This window comes from Bradyrhizobium guangxiense (assembly GCF_004114915.1).
Taxonomy (GTDB): Bacteria; Pseudomonadota; Alphaproteobacteria; order Rhizobiales; family Xanthobacteraceae; genus Bradyrhizobium; species Bradyrhizobium guangxiense.
In genome coordinates, this window is the sequence record NZ_CP022220.1 from 452562 (window position 1) to 472808 (window position 20247).

Sequence of the window (20247 nt, forward strand, 5' to 3'; positions counted from 1 at the left end):
GATCAACTGCGCCGACTTTGCGCCGGCTTCGCGGATATGGCGGCCTTGCAGGTTGCCGCAGAGACGTGCGGCTGCTCGTGCAGCACGCCGCCCTGATGCACGTGTGCAAGAGCCCAGTAGTCGTAGCCCTTGTTTACCAGTTCATCGAGCGTACCCGGTGCGTAATTCTCATGGGGGCCTTTCGGTCCTCCACGGGCGGTGTGTAGAACACCGATGTTGAAATACCCCTTCACGGGCGGTGGATAAGCCGCCGCCGCGTTATCCGTCGTCGCCTGCATACGGAAGCTCTGACTGTGGATCGCAACGCGAGGATCGTCGAGTTTGAAGGTCTGGGATTTGCGATAGCTGAACACCTGCACGTTGTCCTGGAGTGGCAACCGTTTAGTGATCTGACTTTCAACGTCGTGATTGCCGTGAAGAACGAAAGCCGGGATGTTCGCCGCGCGCAGGCGCCCCATCTGCCGGACGAAAAGGAGCCCGGTCTGAAAATCGCGCCAGTCGCCATCATAGAGATCGCCGGCGATGATCATGAAAGCAACCTGTCCGTTGATCGCTTGGGTGACAAGGTCCTCGAAGGCTGCTCGGGTCGCCGTTCGGATTCTTTCAGCCGCGGGACCTTCCTGACCGCTCAGACATCCGACGCACCGTTTGGATCTCAGCCGGTCGGCGTCGAGGATGCCGCATTCAGCCTGTCGGACAACGATAACAGCGAACTTGCGCTCAGCCCCTGGAGATGGCCGATCAGGATGTCTTCGCCTGAGAGAGCGATTCTCGAAATGCTGGATGAGCTCCCTGCGGATGAAAGCTTCCAAAAGGTCGATACGCTGTTCGAGGGCTTGGTGAGCCTGCGACCAAAACTGCTGAACCAACTGCTCGAGGAGTGCCGCAGCATCAAAGTCAAGCGCTTGTTTTTCATTTATGCGGACAAGCATGTACATCCGTGGCGAAAGCACATCGACACCGCCCATATAGAATTGGGCCGCGGTGACCGCAGCCTTGTGCAAGGCGGGCGGCTTCACCCGACCTGTCGCATGACAGTTCCGGCCGAGCTCGTGCCACAGGAAACGGTCGATGGCGCGTGAACGATACATGCGCCAGGTGGAGCTGCTGGTCCGGACATTGCCCTACATCGCGAGTCAGGACAGCTTCGCTCTGAAAGGCGGCACCGCGATCAATCTCGTTTATCGCGACATGCCACGACTGTAGGTCGATATTGACCTCGTCTACTTGCCGATCGGCGACCGCGACGCAACCCTCGCAGGGATCGACGCCGCTCTTGATCGCATTCGCGAGGATATTCAGCGTGATCTCCGCGGCGTCAGCGTTCAGCGCATCGCCGGCAGCGACAATAACGACACGCGGCTCCTCGTCCGGCAGGCTGGCGCCGAAATCAAAGTCGAGACGTCACCTGTCGCATGCGGCAAGGTTCACGCTCCCGAGCTTCGCGTCGTCAGCGATCCGGCCGCCGAAGCCTTCGGATTTGCGGAGATGCAAGTGGTGGCATTCGAGGATCTCTTCGGCGGCAAGCTCAATGCTGCTGTCGACCGACAGCATCCGCGCGACCTCTTCGAGGTGAAGTTTCTGTATGACAATGAAGAACTGACCGACGCGCTCTACCGCACGTTCCTCGTCTACGTCGCAAGTTCGGGGCGTCCTCCGCATGAACTCGTCCGTCCGTCATTGTCAGAACTTGATGACATCTTTGCCAAGGAGTTCGAGGGAGTGACGGTGCCGCCCGTCGGCCTCAACGAGCTCAAGGCAGCGCGGTCGCGGTTATTGTCCGATATGCTTGCACGGCTCGACGACGCGGCGATGCGCTTTCTGCTAACGCTCCATGACGGCGAGCCGGACTTCGAGGCCTATCGGCTTACCGCAGGCCGCGCAATTACCGGCGGTTCGGCGGAAGCTGCTCAATATCGCAAAATTGAAAACGCAAAATCCTGAAAAACATGCGCAGTTGCGTTCGGAGATCGAAAAGCTGCGGTCATAGCCCCTATAGCGGGTGTCTCTTCGTGCCTCGGCGAGATGCATTTCGACCAAGGCGTGACCAAGCCATATAAATGCGCGACCCACCCTGAGACGAACTAGTGGTCGCCGCCGACAAACTTGGGTACACCAAAGAAGGCGTCCCATTCGAATGACCTTGGCCGCGTAACTGACCTGGTCCCGGTTGTCTGAACAGCAACTGCGCGTCGATAAGTGGAGCCTCTGCCGGGTTTAGGCTGCCGTGCGAAGCGGCAGCGAGGTGAAGTAGGCTTGATCCGGTGTGCCGCCGTCAAGGCTCGAATGTGGACGGCGGCAATTGTAGAAGTCCAAATAACGGCCGATCGAGGCGCGAGCTTCGCTGACGCTGTCGTAGGCCCGCAGATACACCTCCTCGTATTTGACGCTGCGCCACAGCCGCTCGACGAACACGTTGTCCCGCCAGGCGCCGCGGCCTCCATGCTGATGGCGATGTCATTGTCAGCGAGCACTCCGGTGAACGCCGCGCCGGTGAACTGCGAGCCCTGGTCGGTGTTGAAGATCTCCGGCTTGCCGTGACGGGCCATGGCATCTTCCAGTGGCGCGACGCAGAATGCGGCCTCCATGGTGATCGACAGCCGCCACGACAGCGCCCGGCGGGTCGCCCAGTCCAGCACCACGGCCAGATAAACGACGCCTCGTGCCATCGGGATGTAGGTGATGTCCATCGCCCAAACCTGGTTCGGACGCGTGATCTCCATACCGCGCAGCAGCTATGGATAGATCTTGTGCCCGGGCTCGGGTTGGGTGGTGCGCGGACGGCGGTACAGCGCCTTTATCCCCATCCGCCGCATCAGCGGTTTGAAATGCCGGCGGCCGATCTTGCACCCCTCTGCAGCCAGTAGGCGTCGCAACATACGCGAACCGGCGAATGGAAACTCCAGGTGCAGCCGGTCGAGCCGCTGCATCAGCGCGAGGTCTTTGGGCGACACCGGACGCGGCAGGTAATCGACGCTGCCGCGGCTGATGCTCAGGGCTTCCGCCTGCTTGCTGATCGGCAGATCGTGTTCACGGTCGATCATCGCTTTGCGCTCAGCAATCCCGCCTTGGTGAGCGCTCCTTCTAAAAACTCGTTCTCCAGCGTCAACTCGCCGATCTTGGTGTGCAGCGACTTCACGTCGATGGTGGGTTCGGCGATCCGACTCCCGCCGTCCGGACCGAACACATCGGCAGCGCCGCCTTCGAGCTGCGCCTTCCACGATGTGATCTGATTGGGGTGAACGTCGAACTGCTCCGCCAGTTGTGCCAGCGTGCCGTCACCCTTGAGGGCGGCAAGCGCCACCTTCGCCGTGAAAGCCGCAGTGTCGTTCCGCCGTGCTCGTCTGCTCATCGTCGCTCCTGATTCGCGGGTCAATCTTGCCCGCCGTCAGGCAGAAACTCCACTTATCGCGCTGTTCAGATTTGCGGGACCAGCTCAAACCTCGCAAACTCATGCTGATATCGGATTGATCACTCAAATCGTCAGTGTCATCGAGGGTCGCCGACCTCTGCCCAGAGGAGGCGCTCCTGCTCGGCCTTCAGCTCTTCGAGAGATACCGGGATCGGATGGAGGTCGAGATTGTACATCGGCAATGGCCAATGCCGATACAGTACATTGACATGATCCTGGGTTACGGATTCGTCCGGCAAACTTTCGGAAATCAGCCGGTCCAGAAGTTGCTCGGTTAGACGTTCCGCGTCTTGCAGCGTCTCCTTCTCCCGACACTCAAGCTGCTCCCAAACCTCTGATGTGGCTCCTAGCCCCTCTACTGTGAACATTCCGCAGGCGGAGCAGCCCGGATCACGAGCAATCAGTTTGTCAAAGCCTTCTATCATTTCGGTCATCGACAATGATCCATCCGTTCGCAGTGCAACGAGCAATCTTCTGGCATCGTACGGATACGCGGTCCTTGCCTTTGCCTCCGCCGAGGAGTTCCTGCGCGCTGCGGCATTGGCCGAGACGACCTGCGTGATTACCGACGTCCAAATGTCCATGATGAGCGGAATTGACCTGCTGATGCATATGCGAAGCCCCGGTCATCGTATGCCGTTCATCTTCATCACGGCGATGGGGTGCGCGCACGAGCGATCAAGGCTGGCGGGATCTGCTTTCTTGCCAAACCGTTTTCCACGGCTGCGTTGATCAAGTGTTTGACCATTGTACTGCCGGGGTCAGGCGACACACACGCGTGAGGACCTTGGCCCCCTCCCCACGGCCTTCAGTCCCAAAGCGGGGATGCATTGCGAGATTCCCGTAGGTTGCGCTGCCGCGGTTATTTTGAAGGTAACCGGCATGAGCTCCCACGTCCGCAGTGATCAGTGAGCGCGGGCGTAGCGGATCGGCATCCAGTATTGCCGCAAGGCTTCGACCGCCGTGGGAATATCGGCGTGGGCGTTACGCAGAAGTTTCTTGGTCTCGCGGCCGCTTCGTGGCGGTCCAAGCAGCGGTCGGCCCTGATCGTCGCGACAGTGCAGCAGGATAGGTAGAAGTAGGCCGTGATTGACGTTGCCGATGTCCAGCAACGGTGCCCACGCCAATAGCTTGAGCCGCATCGCGGCGTAGAAGCCTTGGCACCATGGTCGCGGATCGACGTCTCCACTGGGTTTACGCCGGTGCATCGGCGCGAACCTGTCGGGTGCGGTCGAGAGGGTGTTGCTGATGTCGTTGTGACGCAGGACGACAGCCGATATGGCTGCAAACTCCGGGGTGCCGCCGTGGTTGAAGGCATCGGCATCGATGGCGAGCAGCGGGCAGATCCAGTCGAGTGGGCTCATCGACACCGGTCCGGCCACGATTGCGGCGACGTAGCCGTCGAGCATGGGGAGATTGGTGGCGTCAGGATGCTGATCGACCCTAGCCTGCAGCCATCGCTCGAGCTCCTCGAGTGGCATCGCGGCTGCGTCATTGACGACGCTGCTTTATGACGACCGGGCTCATGCCGCGGCCTGTGCGGTGCGCTGGCGCGCCGCCTTCCAGTGCCAGGCGAGCAGTTCGCGCAGTTGATGGCTCTTGGTTCCACCGGAGACAATGCGCTCCAGCACGTCGGTCAGATAGGCTTGCGGATCGAGCTCATGGAGCTTTGCGGTGTTCATGAGCGACGCGAGGATGGCCCAGCTCTCGGCACCGCCTTCGCTCCCGCTGAACAAGGAGTTGCGTCTTCCCATGGCAATCGGGCGCATGGAACGCTCGACCGTGTTGGAATCGACCTCGACGCGGCCATCGCTGAGAAGCAGCGTCAGTCCGTCCCAGTGATTGAGCGCATAGTTGATCGCCTCTGTCAGCTTCGATTGGGAAAACAGCTCATCTCAATCAGTAGCGCATTGAGCGCCACCATCAACGGGGCGCTCCTGGTGCGGCGGGCGGCCAGCCGCTGCTCCGCACTGCTGCCGCGGATCTCTGCCTCGATCGCATAGACCGCCTGCAGCCGTTCAATCACGTCGCGCGCGAATGGCGACTGCGTGGACTTGTACACCTGACGAATTTGCGTCGAGCATGGACGAGACAAAAGGCGAGCTGGATCGCGCCGCCATGACGGCGGGCCACGGCCTTGTAGGCGGCATAACCGTCCACCTGCAGAACGCCGCAAAAGCCCGTCAACTGTCCGGCGATCTCCTCGGTGCCGCGGCCGTCGGCGAATACGTAGGTAACCGCCGGCGGCGAGGGGCCACCCCATGGCCGGTGATCCATAGCATGCGCCCAGAACTGGCAGATGCGGGGACGATGTCGTCCTGGATCAAGCACCGGCATCGGCGTCTCGTCGCAGAACACGCGCGGCGCAGCCTGAATGATCCGCAGCTACAGCTCATAAAGGCTCCTGAGCCACAGGCGGTACGTTTGACCCAACCGCGAGTGTCGCGCGGTCAAGATGGATGCCGTGGCCGGCCAGGATCTGAACTTACCGGTACAGCGGCAAATACCAGGCGAACTTCGAGACCACCATATGGCTCACGAGGGCCGTCGAGGCCATACCGCCCTCAATCAGGCGCGGCAGCACTTTGGCTGGACCGCGCCATCGGTGCAGCCGCGGCAGCCGTATTTGGGACGGATCGTGCGCAGCACGCGCAGGAGCGCCGGGATCACGTTCAACACCTCGCTGACGTCCTCGCCGATCTTGTGAGGCTGGCCCTGGCAGCACGGGCAGGCCGTCACCTCCGGCTCCAGGACCTGCTCACAGCGCGGCAGATGCTTGGGCAACGCGCCGATGTTGCGGCGCGCCTTCTTACGTAGCTTATCGGACGGCTTCACCGCAGGTGCATCGTCGTTGGCAGCTGCAGGCGGCGTGACACTGGTCTCAAGATCGTCAAGCTCAAGCGCAAGCTGTTCGGCCACGAGCGTGGCAAGGCGTTCCGAGCGCTTCCCGAAGATCATCTCCTTGAGCGTCTGCACCGCAACACGCAGCTTCTCGTTCTGGCGTCGAGCGCGAGCACCATCTCCGTTAGAGCGGCTGGATCAGTCGGGAAACGTCCCGGGGCGTATCGCCATAAATGGACCATACCTCCGCGCGCCGCAGGCTCCAGCGAAATCCTCTCCTCTCAGCCGACAATTGCCGGCTGCTTCACGAGCTTGGCCGAGACGCGCGTCCACTCGAGTCCGTCGAGCAGCATTGCGAGCTGTGTCGCACTGAGATGCACCACGCCTTCGCGGATCAGCGACCAGGTGAAGTGCCCCTGGTGCAACCACTTCGTCACCAGCACCATGCCGCTGCCGTCCCACGCCAGAAGCTTCACTCTGTCCGTGCGTTTGCTGCGGAACACGAAGACGTCACCACAATACGGATTCGCACGCAGCGCTTCGCTCACCAGTGCCGACAGTGTATGCACCGACTTGCGGAAATCGACCGGCTGTGTCGCCAGCACCACCTTGAGGTCAGAGCGTAGCGCAATCACCGGATACCCCGAAGCGCCGCCAGCACGGTCGACAGCGTCGCCAGCTCAACGCCCGGCTCGACCCGGATGCGCGCCCCGTTCACCTCGATCTCGACAACTCCGCAAACCTTGGCCGGCGGCGCGGCGATCTCCAAAGGCCTCGTCTGTAGCCCGGAAATACGTTCATGCTCGCCCGCTGTCCCGCTATCGATCCCGGGACCAATTTCGATTGGCTCGAAGTTCGGTGCCTTGCCCCCCACCGCCGCCGCAACTTGGCGGCGCCACACCGTAAGCAGCCCGCGCGAAACGCCATTGCGCCGCGCAACCTCGGAGATGTTCGCACCCTCCTCAAAGCTCTCTGCCACGATCCGGGCCTTCTCCTCGCTAGTCCACCGACGCCGTCGGCGCTCCCCGGTGATCACCTCGACGCGACGATAGGCGTCATCTTCCTGCCTGGCATCAAGCATGGCATTTGCCATCGTTCCACCTCCACCGATCAGCTCATGCCAGGCTTTATCGAGCGCAAACCGAGCGGCGGCTCGGTGGGGGCCACATGCCGGTTACTGTTCAGTTACACACCGCGCCGTCGCCGCAGATGAAGAGAGCAAAACGGTCCCATTCTAGGCCGCGCTCTTCTTGATCGATATCGACTGATGTCGCCGGTGCTGCAAAGGGGACGTTGAGTTTCCGACTTATGTCGCGATGCTTCGACCGCTAAGGCGACGCAAATCGATCGTCCGCCCTTTCTCAAGCATTTGTCGCCTGATTTTCTCAAGCCCCCAACTGGCATGCGGCTTGCTGGTTAGAGATTGCGATCTGGTCGTAATACGGAGCGCCTAAAACATGAACCACGATACGTCAGTGAAGCTATCCGAGCGCGAAAAACAATGCCTCCAGTTGGGGGCAGAAGGGAGATCGTCATGGGGAAGGAACTGAAGATCACCGAGAATACGGTCAATTATCATGTTAAGAACGCCCGGCAAGAGCTTGATACGAGGACCCGCGTCCTGGGTATCATCAAGGCGATACGCCTCAAGCTGATCTCAGATCCGTCGCAGGAGCGCGACGAGGATAAGGACTAGCGCGACGTCGAGCTTTCGCGACGGCCTCAAGTCCCGGGAATGCTGCGTGGATGGCATCATGCGAGCCTTGGCAACTAGTTCGCGTCGGCTCTCACCGGGGCCTTCATACGCGACACCCGGGACGCCCGCGCTGACGAAGTTCTCGTGCTAGCAGGCGCGCATTATTGAAATTGCCGAAGGAGCCATCACCGTGAACGCGCACAGGCCGTGCGGTCGAGTCGACGATCCGCTCGACCATGTCGATGAGTTGGCTCCATGATCCTTATTGGCGTCTCGCGAGCCGAAAGAGCAGGCAGAATTGGTAGGCCCGCCGCCCACGGGCTTCGAACCCTGCGTTCTTGGGATCACGCTGGAGAGCGCATCGTGAGCTTCCATGGAAAAGGAGAGTTCGCTGGTGGAGCATATCTGAGCGCGCGGCAGTTCTGTAGGCGACGGCTCAGCCCGTCGATCACGGCGTTTTGGGCGGATCGTGTTCCGTGGCGTGGTGTAGCTGGCGGCAGGTCACCGCCGATGTTCCGGCGGGTCGGAAGGCATCAGCCTGCCACAGCGGGCAGAACGACGATGATCGCTCAATGACGCGATGGTTTCCAGTGTCATGTAGCGGGCGCGCTGGAGGACCCATTGGTCGTTTTGCTCGAGCAAAAACGCACCAACGAGGCGACCGATGGCGTCTTCATTGGGAAGATGCCGACGACTTCGGTCCACCGCTTATTCCGCCGTTGAGGCCCTTGATCGGATCGGTCGAGTGGAGCTTGGCGTGGTGCGGAGCCGGGAAGCTCATATAGGCTCGCACGCCGAGCTCGGCTTCGTCCATGAGGGGCGCGAGCTTGGACAGTTTGAGGCCGGAGCTGATCGGCGACCTTGCGCCACTGCGCCCTGGCCGCTTCAACATTGTGTTGGGCGAACGCGGTGGCGATGAAGGCGGACACGACGCGCCGGCCGGCTCTTGCCGCATGCGCGAAGACGTTGCGCATGAAGGGGACGCGCGGCAGCGCTGCCGGGTCGCGTTGAGCGCCTTGCTGACGGCGGCCTTGATGCCCTCATGGGCATCGGACACAACCAGCTTTACGCCACGTAGGCCGCGGTGGGCGAGCTTGCGCAGAAAAGTCGTTCAGAACGCCTCGGCTTCGGACGGGCCCATGTCCATGCCGAGGATCTCGCGCCGGCCGTCGCCGTTGACACCGGCCGCGAGGAACACCGCGAGCGAGACGATGCGGCTATTCTGGTGCACCTTCAGGTGGGTGGCGTCGGTCCGCAAATACGGCCAGTCGCCTTCGATCGGGCAGGCGAGGAAAGCCTTCACACCTTGTCTTCGATGTCACCGCAGAGCCGGCTGACCCGGCTTTTGGAGATCCCGGTCATGCCCATGGCCTGCACGAGATGATCCACCGAGCGGTTCGAGACGCCCTGCACGTAGGCCTCCTCGTCACTGCGCTCAGCGCTTTCTTAGCCATGCGGCGCGGCTCCAGGAACCCGGGAAGTAGCTTCCTTGCGCAGTTTGGGAATGCGTAGTTCAACCGCTGGCACTCTGCTCGCCGTAGGCCGCTCCGGTCTGTACGGCGACCTCCAGCTTCATCAGCCGTTGGCGGCAAAGCCAATCATCTCGCGCAGGTCTGGGGCCTTCTCCACGGGCGCGCGAAGCTTCATCATCTCGTCGTTTCGGAAGTTGCGGGTGGTCGTGCGCAAGTGAATCCCATGTTCGGCTAGAGAGCCGTAGAAGGTTAGCAGCGCGGCACGATTATTGATAGACAATCTGATCACCTGGCCCTACTTGGCGCGGTAATTTTCCACTAAGACGTCGATCGCCGCTTCGCCGGACGCCGGTTCGGCGCCAGACAAACCTCACGCAGGAATCAGCTCGCCATCTCGAGCCGCCCCGCGGTTGCGACATTCGGCCGCGCTACTTCGATCGGGCCGCTGCCGGCCTGATCGTTCGCGACGGACCATAACCATGCCACAGGACACGGCGCTTTCGTCGGCTTCAACTCCTTTTACCGTGGCAAGATAATTTCGTGATAGCTTGCCCAGAAGTTGCCGCGGCGCGCAGGACATTGGTCACTGGGTCGTCGATCTCGTCGGGCTGACGAAATGGGATATGTTTGCAATCTCCTTCGCGGCATATCGCTCTCCTTGAGAGCTTCTGGCATGCTTCGGCACTGGCCTCGTTACCCCGCTTTTCTCATGCCGTGCGTAGCTCCCTTCTGCATGCCTTTAAACCTAAGACGTGCAACACAACGAAGTCGCGCGCTGGTCGGAGCTATCGAAGCAAGCCATGCTGGCGGACACACTGTTCGTCTTTGTCGGACCATCCGTCTAGCTCACCAGCTATACTTGTAAGTCGGCTCACAACCGCCACACCAGTGTTTGTAGGCGGCGCAAGGCGCGATCTGTGTCTAGTTTGTGACATTGGCGCCAAACGCGTCTGGTTCAGAACACTGCCCGAATTGGGCGCCGGGGGGTTTTCAAAAGTGCGATCATAGGCCTAACGCGCTCCGACCGCTGGCACACTCATTGCAAACACGCAGTACTAAGAGTGCTGAGTGCACGCACGCGATCGATGCTCTCCACCCGTTTCTTAGAGACAAGCGGTCAAAATAAGTCGCGTAGGGTTTGATAATATGTCGGACAGCAACGTGGCGCTGCGCATGGAATCTTTGGCTCCTCCCATCAAGGTGGGGAGTTGGCTGCGTGGCCAGCCCCTTGCGAACTTCGAGTGCGGGAAAGTCTACATTGTCGAATTTTGGGCAAGTAGGTGCGGACGATGTATGACGGCGGCGATGCCCTATCTCGTTCAACTGCAGGAGAAATATAAAGATTGCGGAGTTGAGGTCATCGGAGTCGCATGTGGCGAAGAAGCACCAACGGCGGACGAGGCCAGAACCAAGTTGGAGGCGTGGTTGACCGAAACGTCTCCGAAACTGAACTATCGGATTGCGTTCGACTTCACAGGCGAGATGAAGCAGCTTTGGGGAGACCCCAGTTTTGCTCCGGGATTCCCATCTCTTTCGTCGTCGATCGCGACGGCCACATCGCGTTCATAGGACATCCAATGCAACTCAATGATGTTTTGCCGAAGGTTCTTCAAGGGGTCTGGCGAACCAGCGAAGAAGCTAAAGCCGCCGACGCGAAGCGGATTGAGCAGAACCAACGGGTAGCCCGCGAGCTAACGCCCACCTCGCCAATCTACGCTAAACTTCGGGCGGCGCTGTGGGCAAAGGATTGGACGACGGCGCTCTCGGCGGTCCAAGAGGGGCTCGTCTTGATGCCGGACGAAATCGACCTTCGTGAGATTCATGTCAATCTGTTGCTTCACAAAATTCGCGACTTACGGGCCGGCTTGCCCGTCATGCGCCAATTGGTTCGTGACGCGATCGATAAAGGGTCCGAGGAATTGATGACGGTGGCTCTAACCCAACTCTTCGATCCGGCAAATGATGCCTCGCACCTCCCCCTTGCCGAGCGCTTTGCAATGGGCAGGGATTTGGCTGAACACATTTTATGGCTGAATCCACCGCAAGCCGATGGCTATAAGTTCCGGTCTTATGGGGCGATCGCTGAGTACTATTACGAGAGCGGCAACAAGGAACGGGCGATCGAGTTGATCGAACTGGCACTGACCTCGCTGAGCGATTCGAAGCTCATACAGGAAGAAGAGAGACAGTATTATGTGCGGCCGTTAATTCAGGCCCTGGCCAAGTACAGCACTGAGAAGGCTTTAGAGGCGCTTTTGTTTGGCTCCGCCTCACCGCCAAAGCTAAGGGCGAGTATTCAGACGCGTGAAAATGACGCATGAGCGACAATAAAATCACAGAGGCCGATCTGGCGCAGCTCGCCGGCACCGGGCATCGCCTGATGTACCAGATCGTCGAAATGCCCGCCCCCGGGACATTCGTGCCGTTCGTCGACGGTGCCAGCAAGGCGGCGCTAACCATCGCAGAGACGCGGGGGTCGAAAAAGATCGGGCTTTCCAATACCCTCAACCGTAAACTGATCCCGCGCAAGGGACCGGACCCGAACTGGCGCTGCCGCGAGCAGGCCCGCTTCGACCGGGGCGAATATCAAAAACCATTCTTTGCGTCCGGCGTCTGGTGGGCCGACCAGATTCCCAAAGACCATTTTCTGCATGTTTCCAGGAAGGACAAAAGCAAGATTGCCTTCACCGAGAGCGTGGAAAATGGTGAGCGAGACCTCCACACTCAGATGAAGGTCGGAACCTACCTGCAGAAGTACCTTGCCGACTTCGTCGGCGCGGACGAGATCACCCAACTCGCCAACCTGTTCGCGGCCGATCAGCAGGGCCTCGAACTGAAGCTAGCGCGAACACCGGACGAGATCGAGCATGTCTATATTGTCGGCCCGTCCAGCTGCATGTCAGGACCGGTCGAAAAGCTCGGCAAGTATGGCGGCTACGGCAATGCCACGGAGCACCCGGCGCGCGCCTATGGCGCCGGCGATTTGGCCTGCGCCTATGTGGAACGCAAGAATGAAATCATCGCCCGGTCGATCGTCTGGCCGAAGCGCAAGATCTTCACCCAGATCTATGGCGAGGATCACATGCTGCTGCGCTCGATGCTGATTCGTGCCAGCTACAAACCAGCCCATAGCGGCAAAGACTTCGAAGGCGCTCGCTTCCTCGAGCTTACGGTGATGCCATACCTCGACTTCGACATAAGCATGGAGCCACTGTACGAGGACGGCAGCACCGGCCGGCAATCCGCCAAGAGGCGGGCGCGGCTCCGCAACTACAAGCTTTACGTCGGCCGCTATAGAACCACCAAGTGGCTGTTAAGGGAGTATGCAAGCGGGCAGCGCTCGAGCGGCAGATCGGCGAGTTAATCAGGGCAGGTGCGATGTTAGGGCTTAACCGAACTCCCCGAAGTATCCCACAGCGCTCGCCAATAATTTGGTCGTTCGGTCAACTGCCACGTCTAAGCATTTATCTAGATAATGCATGTCAGCTATCGCTTGAGCCACACGAGCGCGATCGGCTTACCTCGATCGAGAACTGGCAGAACATCCCGAGAATGTCCGCCGGTCACATGTCCCAACAAAGGAGTCGCGATGCAATCACAGTCAGTTCTCGGCAACCGCCCTAAACCATGCGCCTCACTTGCAGAAATGCTGCGCGCTCAGATCTGCTCCAACCGCGACCTCTCCTTCCTCATGGAAGCTCACGATGCGCTCTCCGGCGCAATCGCCAAGCGCGCGGGATTCAAAGGTCTGTGGGCGTCGGGCCTCGCAATCGCCTCCTCTCTTGGCTACCGAGATGCCAACGAAGCATCATGGAGCCAACTCGTCGACGTGGTCGAGCGGATCGTCGACTCGACCGAACTGCCTGTGCTCGTTGACGGTGATGGCGGCTTCGGGAACTTCAACAATGCACGCCTGCTGGCACGGAAACTCCGTCAGCGCGGCGCTGCCGGCGTCGCGCTTGAGGACAGCTGCTTTCCGAAAATGAACTCGTTCATTGGCGATCGGCATCCGCTCGCAGATATCGATGAATTCTCCGGCCGTCTGCGGGCAGTGAAGGATACAGTGGCGGAAGACTTGGTCCTCGTGGCTCGGATCGAAGCCCTGATCGCCGGCCATGGAATGGACGAAGCACTGGTACGCGCTAGTGCTTACGCCGCTGCGGGAGCCGACGCGATCCTCATTCACTCGCGTAAGAGCACGGCGGACGAGATACTCTCGTTCGCGAGTTCCTGGCAGAACCACCGACCTGTCGTAATCGTTCCAACAAAATACTATCGAACGCCGGTCTCGTCATACCGTGATGCCGGCATCTCTACCGTGATCTGGGCCAATCACTCCATGCGAGCTGCGACTGCGGCAATGCGGCACGTCTGCGGCCGCATTATCGCTGAGGAAGGCGTTGCCAGCATTGAGCCAGCTATCGCGACCCTTGAAGAGATCTTCGAGTTATTAAGGTACGACGAACTCGCTCGCGCGGAAGAGCGATATCTTGACCCAGGATAGGTCTTCATCCACCCGATATCTCGTTCTCGATCGATTGTTGCGGTTCAATCGCCCTTGTCGATAGTCCCGCTTAAAGTATCTGATGATCGGCCAGGCAACGGATGTCGCCGCAGCAGCTCCGTTAATGAAAGGGTCGATCGTTTCTCCTGTCGGATCGTGGCTCGATTTCCGGGTTTCCGCACGAAACAAACCGCGGCAACCCTCTCGCCAATAGACCACGACCATTTAAGACGATGAACCAGGTGCAATTCTGGGCGCTACCCCGAGGTCGACAATCGTTGCGGCCCTGCACGATATCATCGAGTCCGGAGCTACAAGGCCCGCACAGAAAAGCTTCTTGCTTGTCTGTTCGAAAGTTGCAGCTCGCAGCCATGCATGCGACGATCTCAGGCGTTACGCCATCGACAGCACCGAAGATCTTTGAATTGCAGAGCGCATTCCACTGAAGCCAATGCCTTACAGGTTGTGCGATCAACTACCACACTTATCAATTGATATGGTGGCGTCGGTGCATCAAATATTTGACCGACGTGCGCCCGACTGCTCACACGTCACTTGCAAGGAATTCCGCATGCGACCCGAATCACAGTCTGTTCTTGCCAATGCACGTGATCAATGCGCTGTACAATCGACCGCAGAAATGCAGCACGGTCAGTGCGTCCTCTCCTTTAGCGTGGAAGGGCGTGATCGGCTCGCTGACACGATCATCCGGCGCGCAGGTTCCACATTCCACCGATGTGCCACGCCGATTGGCCACGACGGAGTCGCTCGCGCGCTGTTGGTGAACACCGCCTCAGTAGCGGTTTCGAGCACATTGGTTTGGCGTTGCGGTTTCCGATACTCCGGCGGGAGGACGTTCTGCTGCCCTTTTCAATCGAAAGGACGCATTGCCTGGATTGAGGAGGGAGCGCCTATCTCGAGTGGCTATGAGGCTTCATCTGCTGCGGAGTTCGCCGTAATCGAAGCGCGACCTATGACTGAGCAGATCGCGAAATGCGGCCGAGTGGTTCGATCGTGAAAGACCACAATCAGCTCAGGAGGAGCGCCTGCTGGCGCAACCACTGTCTTTGCTTTTAGGTTCGGGCACTGCCGCCGCTCGTGACGCAGCTAAGTTAGCTGCCGATGGCGCCGTCCGATCATCGATCTGGCGGCGGGGGAAGTGATCATCGATCCACCATCATCGGCCCGCGAGGGGGCAATTGCCGCCATCAAGGCCAAGATAAACCGCTATACGGATGCCATCGGCCTGACGCCGCTTCGCAGCGCCGTTGCCGAAAAGCTGTCATCGGAAACCGGCATCGGCTGGCATTTGAACGATATCGTTATAACTGCTGACCTGCCACTGAATGTTCATCCAGCGGCAGTTAGAGTCTCGAAGCGGATGCAAAACAAGGGCTGCTCAATGTTGCGTTGGCTCTGCTGGATCCGGGTGACGAGGCCATCGCCATTCGTCCCTGCCGGCCGACATTCCCGTCCCAGGTTCTTCTCGCTGGCGCAAAACCCGTGTTCGTTGATGCCCGCCCGCCCCGATATAATTCCGATATTGACGCAATCCGCGCCGCTGGTACACCGCGCACGAAATCCATTATCGTCAACTCGCCCAACAATCCTACTGGTGCAGTCTATGATCGAAGTACCCTTCGAGCTATCGGAGGCCTCGCATCAACTACCAGTTATGGATCTTTTCCGACGAATGCTATTCCAGCTTCGTATTCACTCGTGAGCGCCATGAATCGATTGTCATGGCGCAGCCCGGCGTACGTTCACGGACGATCCTGGTCAACGCTTTCTCCAAGGAACTGGCGATCACTCGCTGGCGACTGGGCTATTTAGCAGCCCCCCGGAGATCGTTTCTGCGGCCAGGAAGTTGCAGGGACATATGACCTCGAACGCCAATGTGATCGCGCAGCACGCGATCATGCACCACCTCAAAATCCATGACGGCTGCTCTGAGCGGCTGATGCATCGGCGCCTTTCTGACGCTCGTGAGATAGGACTTCTGCACCTCCTCCGAATAAGTGGACACCTGTAGTAGCTCAGAGAGCCCGGAGGTATCGAATGCCAGAACGTCAACTTCGATGGTTCACAGAGGACTACAAACGCTAGGCCGTTGAACTGGCGGTATCGAGTGGTCGATCGATCGGATCGGTCGCCAAGGAGCTCGGTCTGCGCGGTGCTGCGCCGCTGGATAGACAAATTCCGGCAGGAGCCGGCATCGGCGGCGTGGCGGCCCACCACGCAGGCGACGCCGATGCCGAGATCCGGCAGGTCCATCGCGAGAGCAGCCAGCGGCAGTTCTCGAGTCCACGCCGCCCTGCGGACGCGGGGACGTGGGCCAGCCGTGGCCGGATCGAACGGCTGATGCGACGGCATGGCATTCGGGCGATCATGGCGCCGCCATGTCGCGTCCGCACCACCGACAGTCGCCACAATCTGCCGATCGCACCAAACCTGATCGCGCGCGACTTCACCGCCGCGGCCCCAAACCGGGTCTGGCTGGCCGATATCACCTACGTCCCACGGCGGAGGACTGGCTGTACCTGGCAGCCGTCATGGACCTCTTCAGCCGCAAGATCGTCGGTTGGGCGATGCCGGATCACATGCGGGTCGAACTCGTCTCCTCCGCACTGACGATGGCGCTTCGCCAGCAGCGGCCGGACGCCGGATTGGTCCATCATTCCGATCGCGGAGTGCAGTACGCTTCACACGAGTATCGCGCGGCCCTTACCGCCGCGGGCCTGACGCATCGACTGCTACGACAATGCCCCGATGGAGAGGTTCTTCCACACCCTCAAGACCGAGCTCGTTCATCATCGTCAGTACCAGACCCGTGCCGAAGCCCGGCGCGACATCTTCGCCTTCATCGCGGGCTTCTCCAATCGAACCAGGCTCTATTCCGCCATCGGATATATCCCTCCGATCGAGATGGAGCTAAAAGCCGCTTAAACCCGTCCGCTTTCTCGGGGGAAGATCAGAGCGCAAAAAGAGGTCAGTCTGACGCACTATCGAGATTGAAGACCGCGTTGAGCGGGGCGACTAACGGCGAAAATCGAAGCATTGTTGCTGATGGATGTTAGGCTCCGAACCACATCTTTCGTCTTGTCTGCAATGTTCTTTGTCCGTCACTTGCGCTCGCTGTCGTGACAATCGGCATTTCTTCTCTCCGCACAGCCGGGACACCCGAGGACCCAACAGCATACAACCTATCGCCACGGCCGATTCAACCCTCATGCGAGCCATCCTGGTGTGAGATAGTTGCAGTAGCTACGCTATCGCCTTGTTTGCTACCTTCAAACTCGCGTCACCAATCCTCTCAAGGTGATGCGGGGGCGGACTCGGCGTATCCCCCGATCCAGTCGTGTGCCGCCCCCACTCTTCGCGAGCGGTCTGAAGAAGATGCGGTGAAACCGGGGGCGTTGCATCTCGTTGCCTCCCCGGAAGCCCATCTCGTCGCAATATAAGACGCGAGAAGCATGCGTATACGATCATCAGCATCACCGCGGAAGAAGGGCGGACGAAGCGCGATTGAACTTTGCGTGAGCGCTGATCTCGTCTTGATTCAGTTCTCCCGCGCGGGCGTTTCGTTCAGCTCCTTGAAGAGGTCGCCGCCGGCCCCTGGCCGCTTTCATCCAGCTCCGGTCAACTGCCAAGGTTAGCGATGGAGCGAGATGAAAAAAGGCGCTATTTTTCAAGATCGGCTTGCCTAGAACGAGACGGCATCCCGAACCTGTTCACACTCCTTGGCTGTTGCGGATGTCGCGGCTAACTCGATGAGAATTCCGTCCACTGAAGCAAGCCCGGCGAACTCCTGTTACGTCGCGCGTTCATCAGCGCTAGGGTTCGTTTCGGCCGGAGCCGTATCCGAGCAGTCAATGAGACCAAGAATGGCTTTAGCAACTACTAAGACTCTCGAGCGCACCAATGTCTGAGCGTTCTTCCAGGCCAAGAGCATCCGCCGCGAAATCGTGCAGACCTCGGCCGAGCAGGGCAACCTCACACTGCGCTAATAGCGGCCGGGCCAGTTAGCTACGATAAATGATTCTGGCAGAGACGACTTCTGAGTGTGATTTTTTGCTGGAAGCTCTTGCTCCTGTAGAAGCCCCGTCCTATTTCAGCTGCGTCTGCGCTAGCACTCGTAGGCATCGATTGCTCACAAGGTTGAAGTCTCAACTCGTGCAAATATTAGGAGGACTGCATGAAATTCCGTCCGCTTCACGACCGCGTCGTGGTCAAGCGCATCGACGCAGAAGAGAAGACCGCTGGCGGCATCATCATTCCCGACACTGCCAAGGAAAAGCCCTCGCAGGGCGAAGTCGTCGCCGTCGGCCCCGGTGGCCGCGACGAAGCTGGCAAGCTGATCCCGATCGACCTGAAGATCGGCGACCGCGTGCTGTTCGGCAAGTGGTCCGGCACCGAAGTCAAGATCGACGGCGAAGACCTGCTGATCATGAAGGAGAGCGACATCATGGGCGTTCTCGACGTCCCCGAGTCCAAGAAGAAGGCGGCTAAGAGCCCCTCCTCCCTCCAGTCAAAATCCTCAAGGAAAAATCCAGATGGCAGCCAAAGAAGTCAAATTCTCGGTTGAGGCGCGCGACAAGATGCTGCGCGGCGTCGACGTTCTCGCCAACGCGGTGAAGGTCACGCTCGGTCCGAAGGGCCGCAACGTCGTACTCGACAAGTCGTTCGGCGCTCCCCGCATCACCAAGGACGGCGTCACCGTCGCCAAGGAGATCGAGCTCGACGACAAGTTCGAGAACATGGGCGCCCAGATGGTGCGCGAAGTCGCCTCCAAGTCCGCTGACGCGGCCGGCGACGGCACCACCACCGCCACCGTGCTCGCCCAGGCGATCGTGAAGGAAGGCGCCAAGTCCGTCGCCGCCGGCATGAACCCGATGGATCTCAAGCGCGGTATCGACCTCGCGGTCGAAGCCGTCGTTGCGGACCTCCAGAAGAACTCCAAGAAGGTCACCTCGAACGACGAGATCGCCCAGGTCGGCACCATCTCGGCGAACGGCGACCAGGAGATCGGCAAGTTCCTCTCCGACGCCATGAAGAAGGTCGGCAACGAGGGTGTCATCACCGTCGAGGAAGCCAAGTCGCTCGAGACCGAGCTCGACGTCGTCGAGGGCATGCAGTTCGACCGCGGCTACATCTCGCCCTACTTCGTCACCAACGCCGACAAGATGCGCGTTGAGATGGACGACGCCTACATCCTCATCAACGAGAAGAAGCTCTCCTCGCTGAATGAGCTGCTGCCGCTGCTCGAGGCCGTGGTGCAGACCGGCAAGCCGCTGGTCATCGTCGCCGAGGACGTCGAAGGCGAGGCGCTCGCGACCCTGTCGTGAACCGTCTGCGCGGCGGCCTGAAGGTCGCGGCCGTCAAGGCTCCGGGCTTCGGCGATCGCCGCAAGGCCATGCTGCAGGACATCGCGATCCTGACCGGCGGCCAGGCGATCTCGGAAGATCTCGGCATCAAGCTCGAGAACGTCACGCTCAACATGCTCGGTCGCGCCAAGAAGGTGATGATCGACAAGGAGAACACCACGATCGTCAACGGCGCCGGCAAGAAGGCCGACATCGAGGCGCGTGTGGCCCAGATCAAGGCGCAGATCGAGGAGACCACCTCGGACTACGACCGTGAGAAGCTCCAGGAGCGTCTTGCCAAGCTCGCGGCGGCGTCGCGGTGATCCGCGTCGGCGGCGCGACCGAGGTCGAGGTGAAGGAGCGCAAGGATCGCGTTGATGACGCGATGCATGCGACCCGCGCGGCCGTGAGAAGGCATCGTTCCGGGCGGCGGCGTCGCCCTGCTCCGTGCTTCCGAGCAGCTCAAGGGCCTGCGCACCAAGAACGACGACCAGAAGACCGGCGTCGAGATCGTGCGCAAGGCGCTGTCGGCCCCGCTCGCCAGATCGCGATCAACGCCGGTGAAGACGGCTCGGTGATCATCGGCAAGATCCTGGAGAAGGACCAGTACGCCTACGGCTTCGACAGCCAGACCGGCGAATACGGCAACCTGGTCTCCAAAGGCATCATCGACCCGACCAAGGTGGTCCGCACCGCGATCCAGAACGCAGCCTCCGTTGCAGCGCTCCTGATCACCACCGAAGCCATGGTCGCCGAGCTGCCGAAGAAGGCCGCTGCCGGCCCCGCGATGCCCCCCGCCGGCGGCATGGGCGGCATGGACTTCTAACGACGAGTCGTCCCGGACGCGGTGCAGCGCGCAAGCGGTGTACCGCCGATCCGGGATCTCGCTGAGCAAAATCCAACAGCACAAACCCTGGCAGCAATGCCGGGGTTACCCTTTTTTAGGCGTGGACCGTCTA

Annotated in this window: 12 protein-coding genes and 9 pseudogenes; 13 read left to right on the forward strand and 8 right to left on the reverse strand. The window is 60.1% G+C overall.

The window, feature by feature from the left end; genetic code table 11:
- Positions 1-2 precede the first annotated feature (2 nt).
- Positions 3-530, reverse strand: a complete 528-nt coding sequence (locus tag X268_RS39820) for a metallophosphoesterase family protein (RefSeq protein ID WP_167506287.1) — start codon at positions 528-530, stop codon at positions 3-5.
- Positions 531-554: 24 nt separating this feature from the next.
- Here X268_RS39820 and X268_RS36660 point away from each other — a divergent pair, with 24 nt between their 5' ends.
- Positions 555-1082: a type IV toxin-antitoxin system AbiEi family antitoxin domain-containing protein gene (locus tag X268_RS36660; RefSeq protein ID WP_232995616.1), complete on the forward strand. Its 528-nt coding sequence runs from the start codon at positions 555-557 to the stop codon at positions 1080-1082.
- A pseudogene (locus X268_RS36665) lies at positions 1072-1990 on the forward strand (nucleotidyl transferase AbiEii/AbiGii toxin family protein). The gene X268_RS36660 and the pseudogene X268_RS36665 overlap by 11 nt, the downstream one beginning before the upstream one ends.
- A gap of 227 nt (positions 1991-2217) precedes the next feature.
- Here the strand turns inward: X268_RS36665 and X268_RS36670 are convergent.
- Positions 2218-3352 (reverse strand): annotated as a pseudogene (locus X268_RS36670) (IS3 family transposase).
- Between the two features lie 137 nt (positions 3353-3489).
- Positions 3490-3846, reverse strand: coding sequence for a hypothetical protein (locus X268_RS36675; protein ID WP_128929786.1), 357 nt, complete (start codon positions 3844-3846; stop codon positions 3490-3492).
- Between X268_RS36675 and X268_RS36680 the strand changes: the two are divergent.
- Positions 3818-4194, forward strand: a pseudogene (locus tag X268_RS36680) (response regulator transcription factor). The gene X268_RS36675 and the pseudogene X268_RS36680 overlap by 29 nt on opposite strands.
- A 123-nt stretch (positions 4195-4317) precedes the next feature.
- Here the strand turns inward: X268_RS36680 and X268_RS36685 are convergent.
- From X268_RS36685 to tnpA, 4 genes and pseudogenes are all read right to left on the reverse strand, one after another.
- Positions 4318-4893, reverse strand: a complete 576-nt coding sequence (locus X268_RS36685; RefSeq protein WP_128929787.1) for a YecA/YgfB family protein — start codon at positions 4891-4893, stop codon at positions 4318-4320.
- Between the two features lie 42 nt (positions 4894-4935).
- A pseudogene (gene tnpC / locus X268_RS36690) lies at positions 4936-6495 on the reverse strand (IS66 family transposase).
- Between the two features lie 39 nt (positions 6496-6534).
- Positions 6535-6888: an IS66 family insertion sequence element accessory protein TnpB gene (tnpB, locus tag X268_RS36695; protein WP_128929788.1), complete on the reverse strand. Its 354-nt coding sequence runs from the start codon at positions 6886-6888 to the stop codon at positions 6535-6537.
- The gene (gene tnpA / locus X268_RS40955) at positions 6885-7346 is read right to left on the reverse strand and encodes an IS66-like element accessory protein TnpA (protein ID WP_128929789.1); all 462 of its coding nucleotides are present in this window, start codon (positions 7344-7346) and stop codon (positions 6885-6887) included. The genes tnpB and tnpA overlap by 4 nt, the downstream gene beginning before the upstream one ends.
- 441 nt (positions 7347-7787) lie before the next feature.
- Between tnpA and X268_RS36705 the strand changes: the two genes are divergently transcribed.
- A complete protein-coding gene (locus tag X268_RS36705) occupies positions 7788-7949 on the forward strand; it encodes a helix-turn-helix domain-containing protein (RefSeq protein WP_232995617.1) in 162 nt (53 codons plus the stop codon).
- A gap of 501 nt (positions 7950-8450) precedes the next feature.
- Here X268_RS36705 and X268_RS36710 read toward each other — a convergent pair.
- A pseudogene (locus tag X268_RS36710) lies at positions 8451-9599 on the reverse strand (IS256 family transposase).
- Positions 9600-10567: 968 nt separating this feature from the next.
- On the opposite strand from X268_RS36710, the gene X268_RS40780 reads away from it, so the two are divergent.
- From X268_RS40780 to groL, 9 genes and pseudogenes are all read left to right on the forward strand, one after another.
- Positions 10568-10990, forward strand: coding sequence for a TlpA disulfide reductase family protein (locus X268_RS40780; protein WP_308421721.1), 423 nt, complete (start codon positions 10568-10570; stop codon positions 10988-10990).
- 8 nt (positions 10991-10998) lie between these two features.
- Positions 10999-11742 (forward strand): hypothetical protein, encoded by a 744-nt coding sequence (locus tag X268_RS40785; RefSeq protein ID WP_308421720.1) that lies wholly within the window; start codon positions 10999-11001, stop codon positions 11740-11742.
- On the forward strand, positions 11739-12785 hold the full coding sequence (locus X268_RS36720; RefSeq protein WP_128929790.1) for a hypothetical protein: 1047 nt from the start codon (positions 11739-11741) through the stop codon (positions 12783-12785). The genes X268_RS40785 and X268_RS36720 overlap by 4 nt, the downstream gene beginning before the upstream one ends.
- A 282-nt stretch (positions 12786-13067) precedes the next feature.
- Complete coding sequence (aepX, locus tag X268_RS36725; RefSeq protein ID WP_128930179.1) at positions 13068-13925, forward strand: phosphoenolpyruvate mutase; 858 nt, start codon at positions 13068-13070, stop codon at positions 13923-13925.
- Positions 13926-15335: 1410 nt separating this feature from the next.
- Positions 15336-15515 (forward strand): annotated as a pseudogene (locus X268_RS40610) (DegT/DnrJ/EryC1/StrS family aminotransferase); the annotation flags it as partial.
- Between the two features lie 89 nt (positions 15516-15604).
- The gene (locus tag X268_RS40615) at positions 15605-15808 is read left to right on the forward strand and encodes an aminotransferase class I/II-fold pyridoxal phosphate-dependent enzyme (protein WP_256438976.1); all 204 of its coding nucleotides are present in this window, start codon (positions 15605-15607) and stop codon (positions 15806-15808) included.
- Positions 15809-16215: 407 nt separating this feature from the next.
- Positions 16216-16871: pseudogene (locus X268_RS40330) on the forward strand (IS3 family transposase); the annotation flags it as partial.
- A gap of 1249 nt (positions 16872-18120) precedes the next feature.
- A pseudogene (locus X268_RS36745) lies at positions 18121-18432 on the forward strand (co-chaperone GroES); the annotation flags it as partial.
- A 46-nt stretch (positions 18433-18478) separates the two neighbouring features.
- Positions 18479-20114: pseudogene (groL, locus tag X268_RS36750) on the forward strand (chaperonin GroEL).
- Positions 20115-20247: the final 133 nt, after the last annotated feature.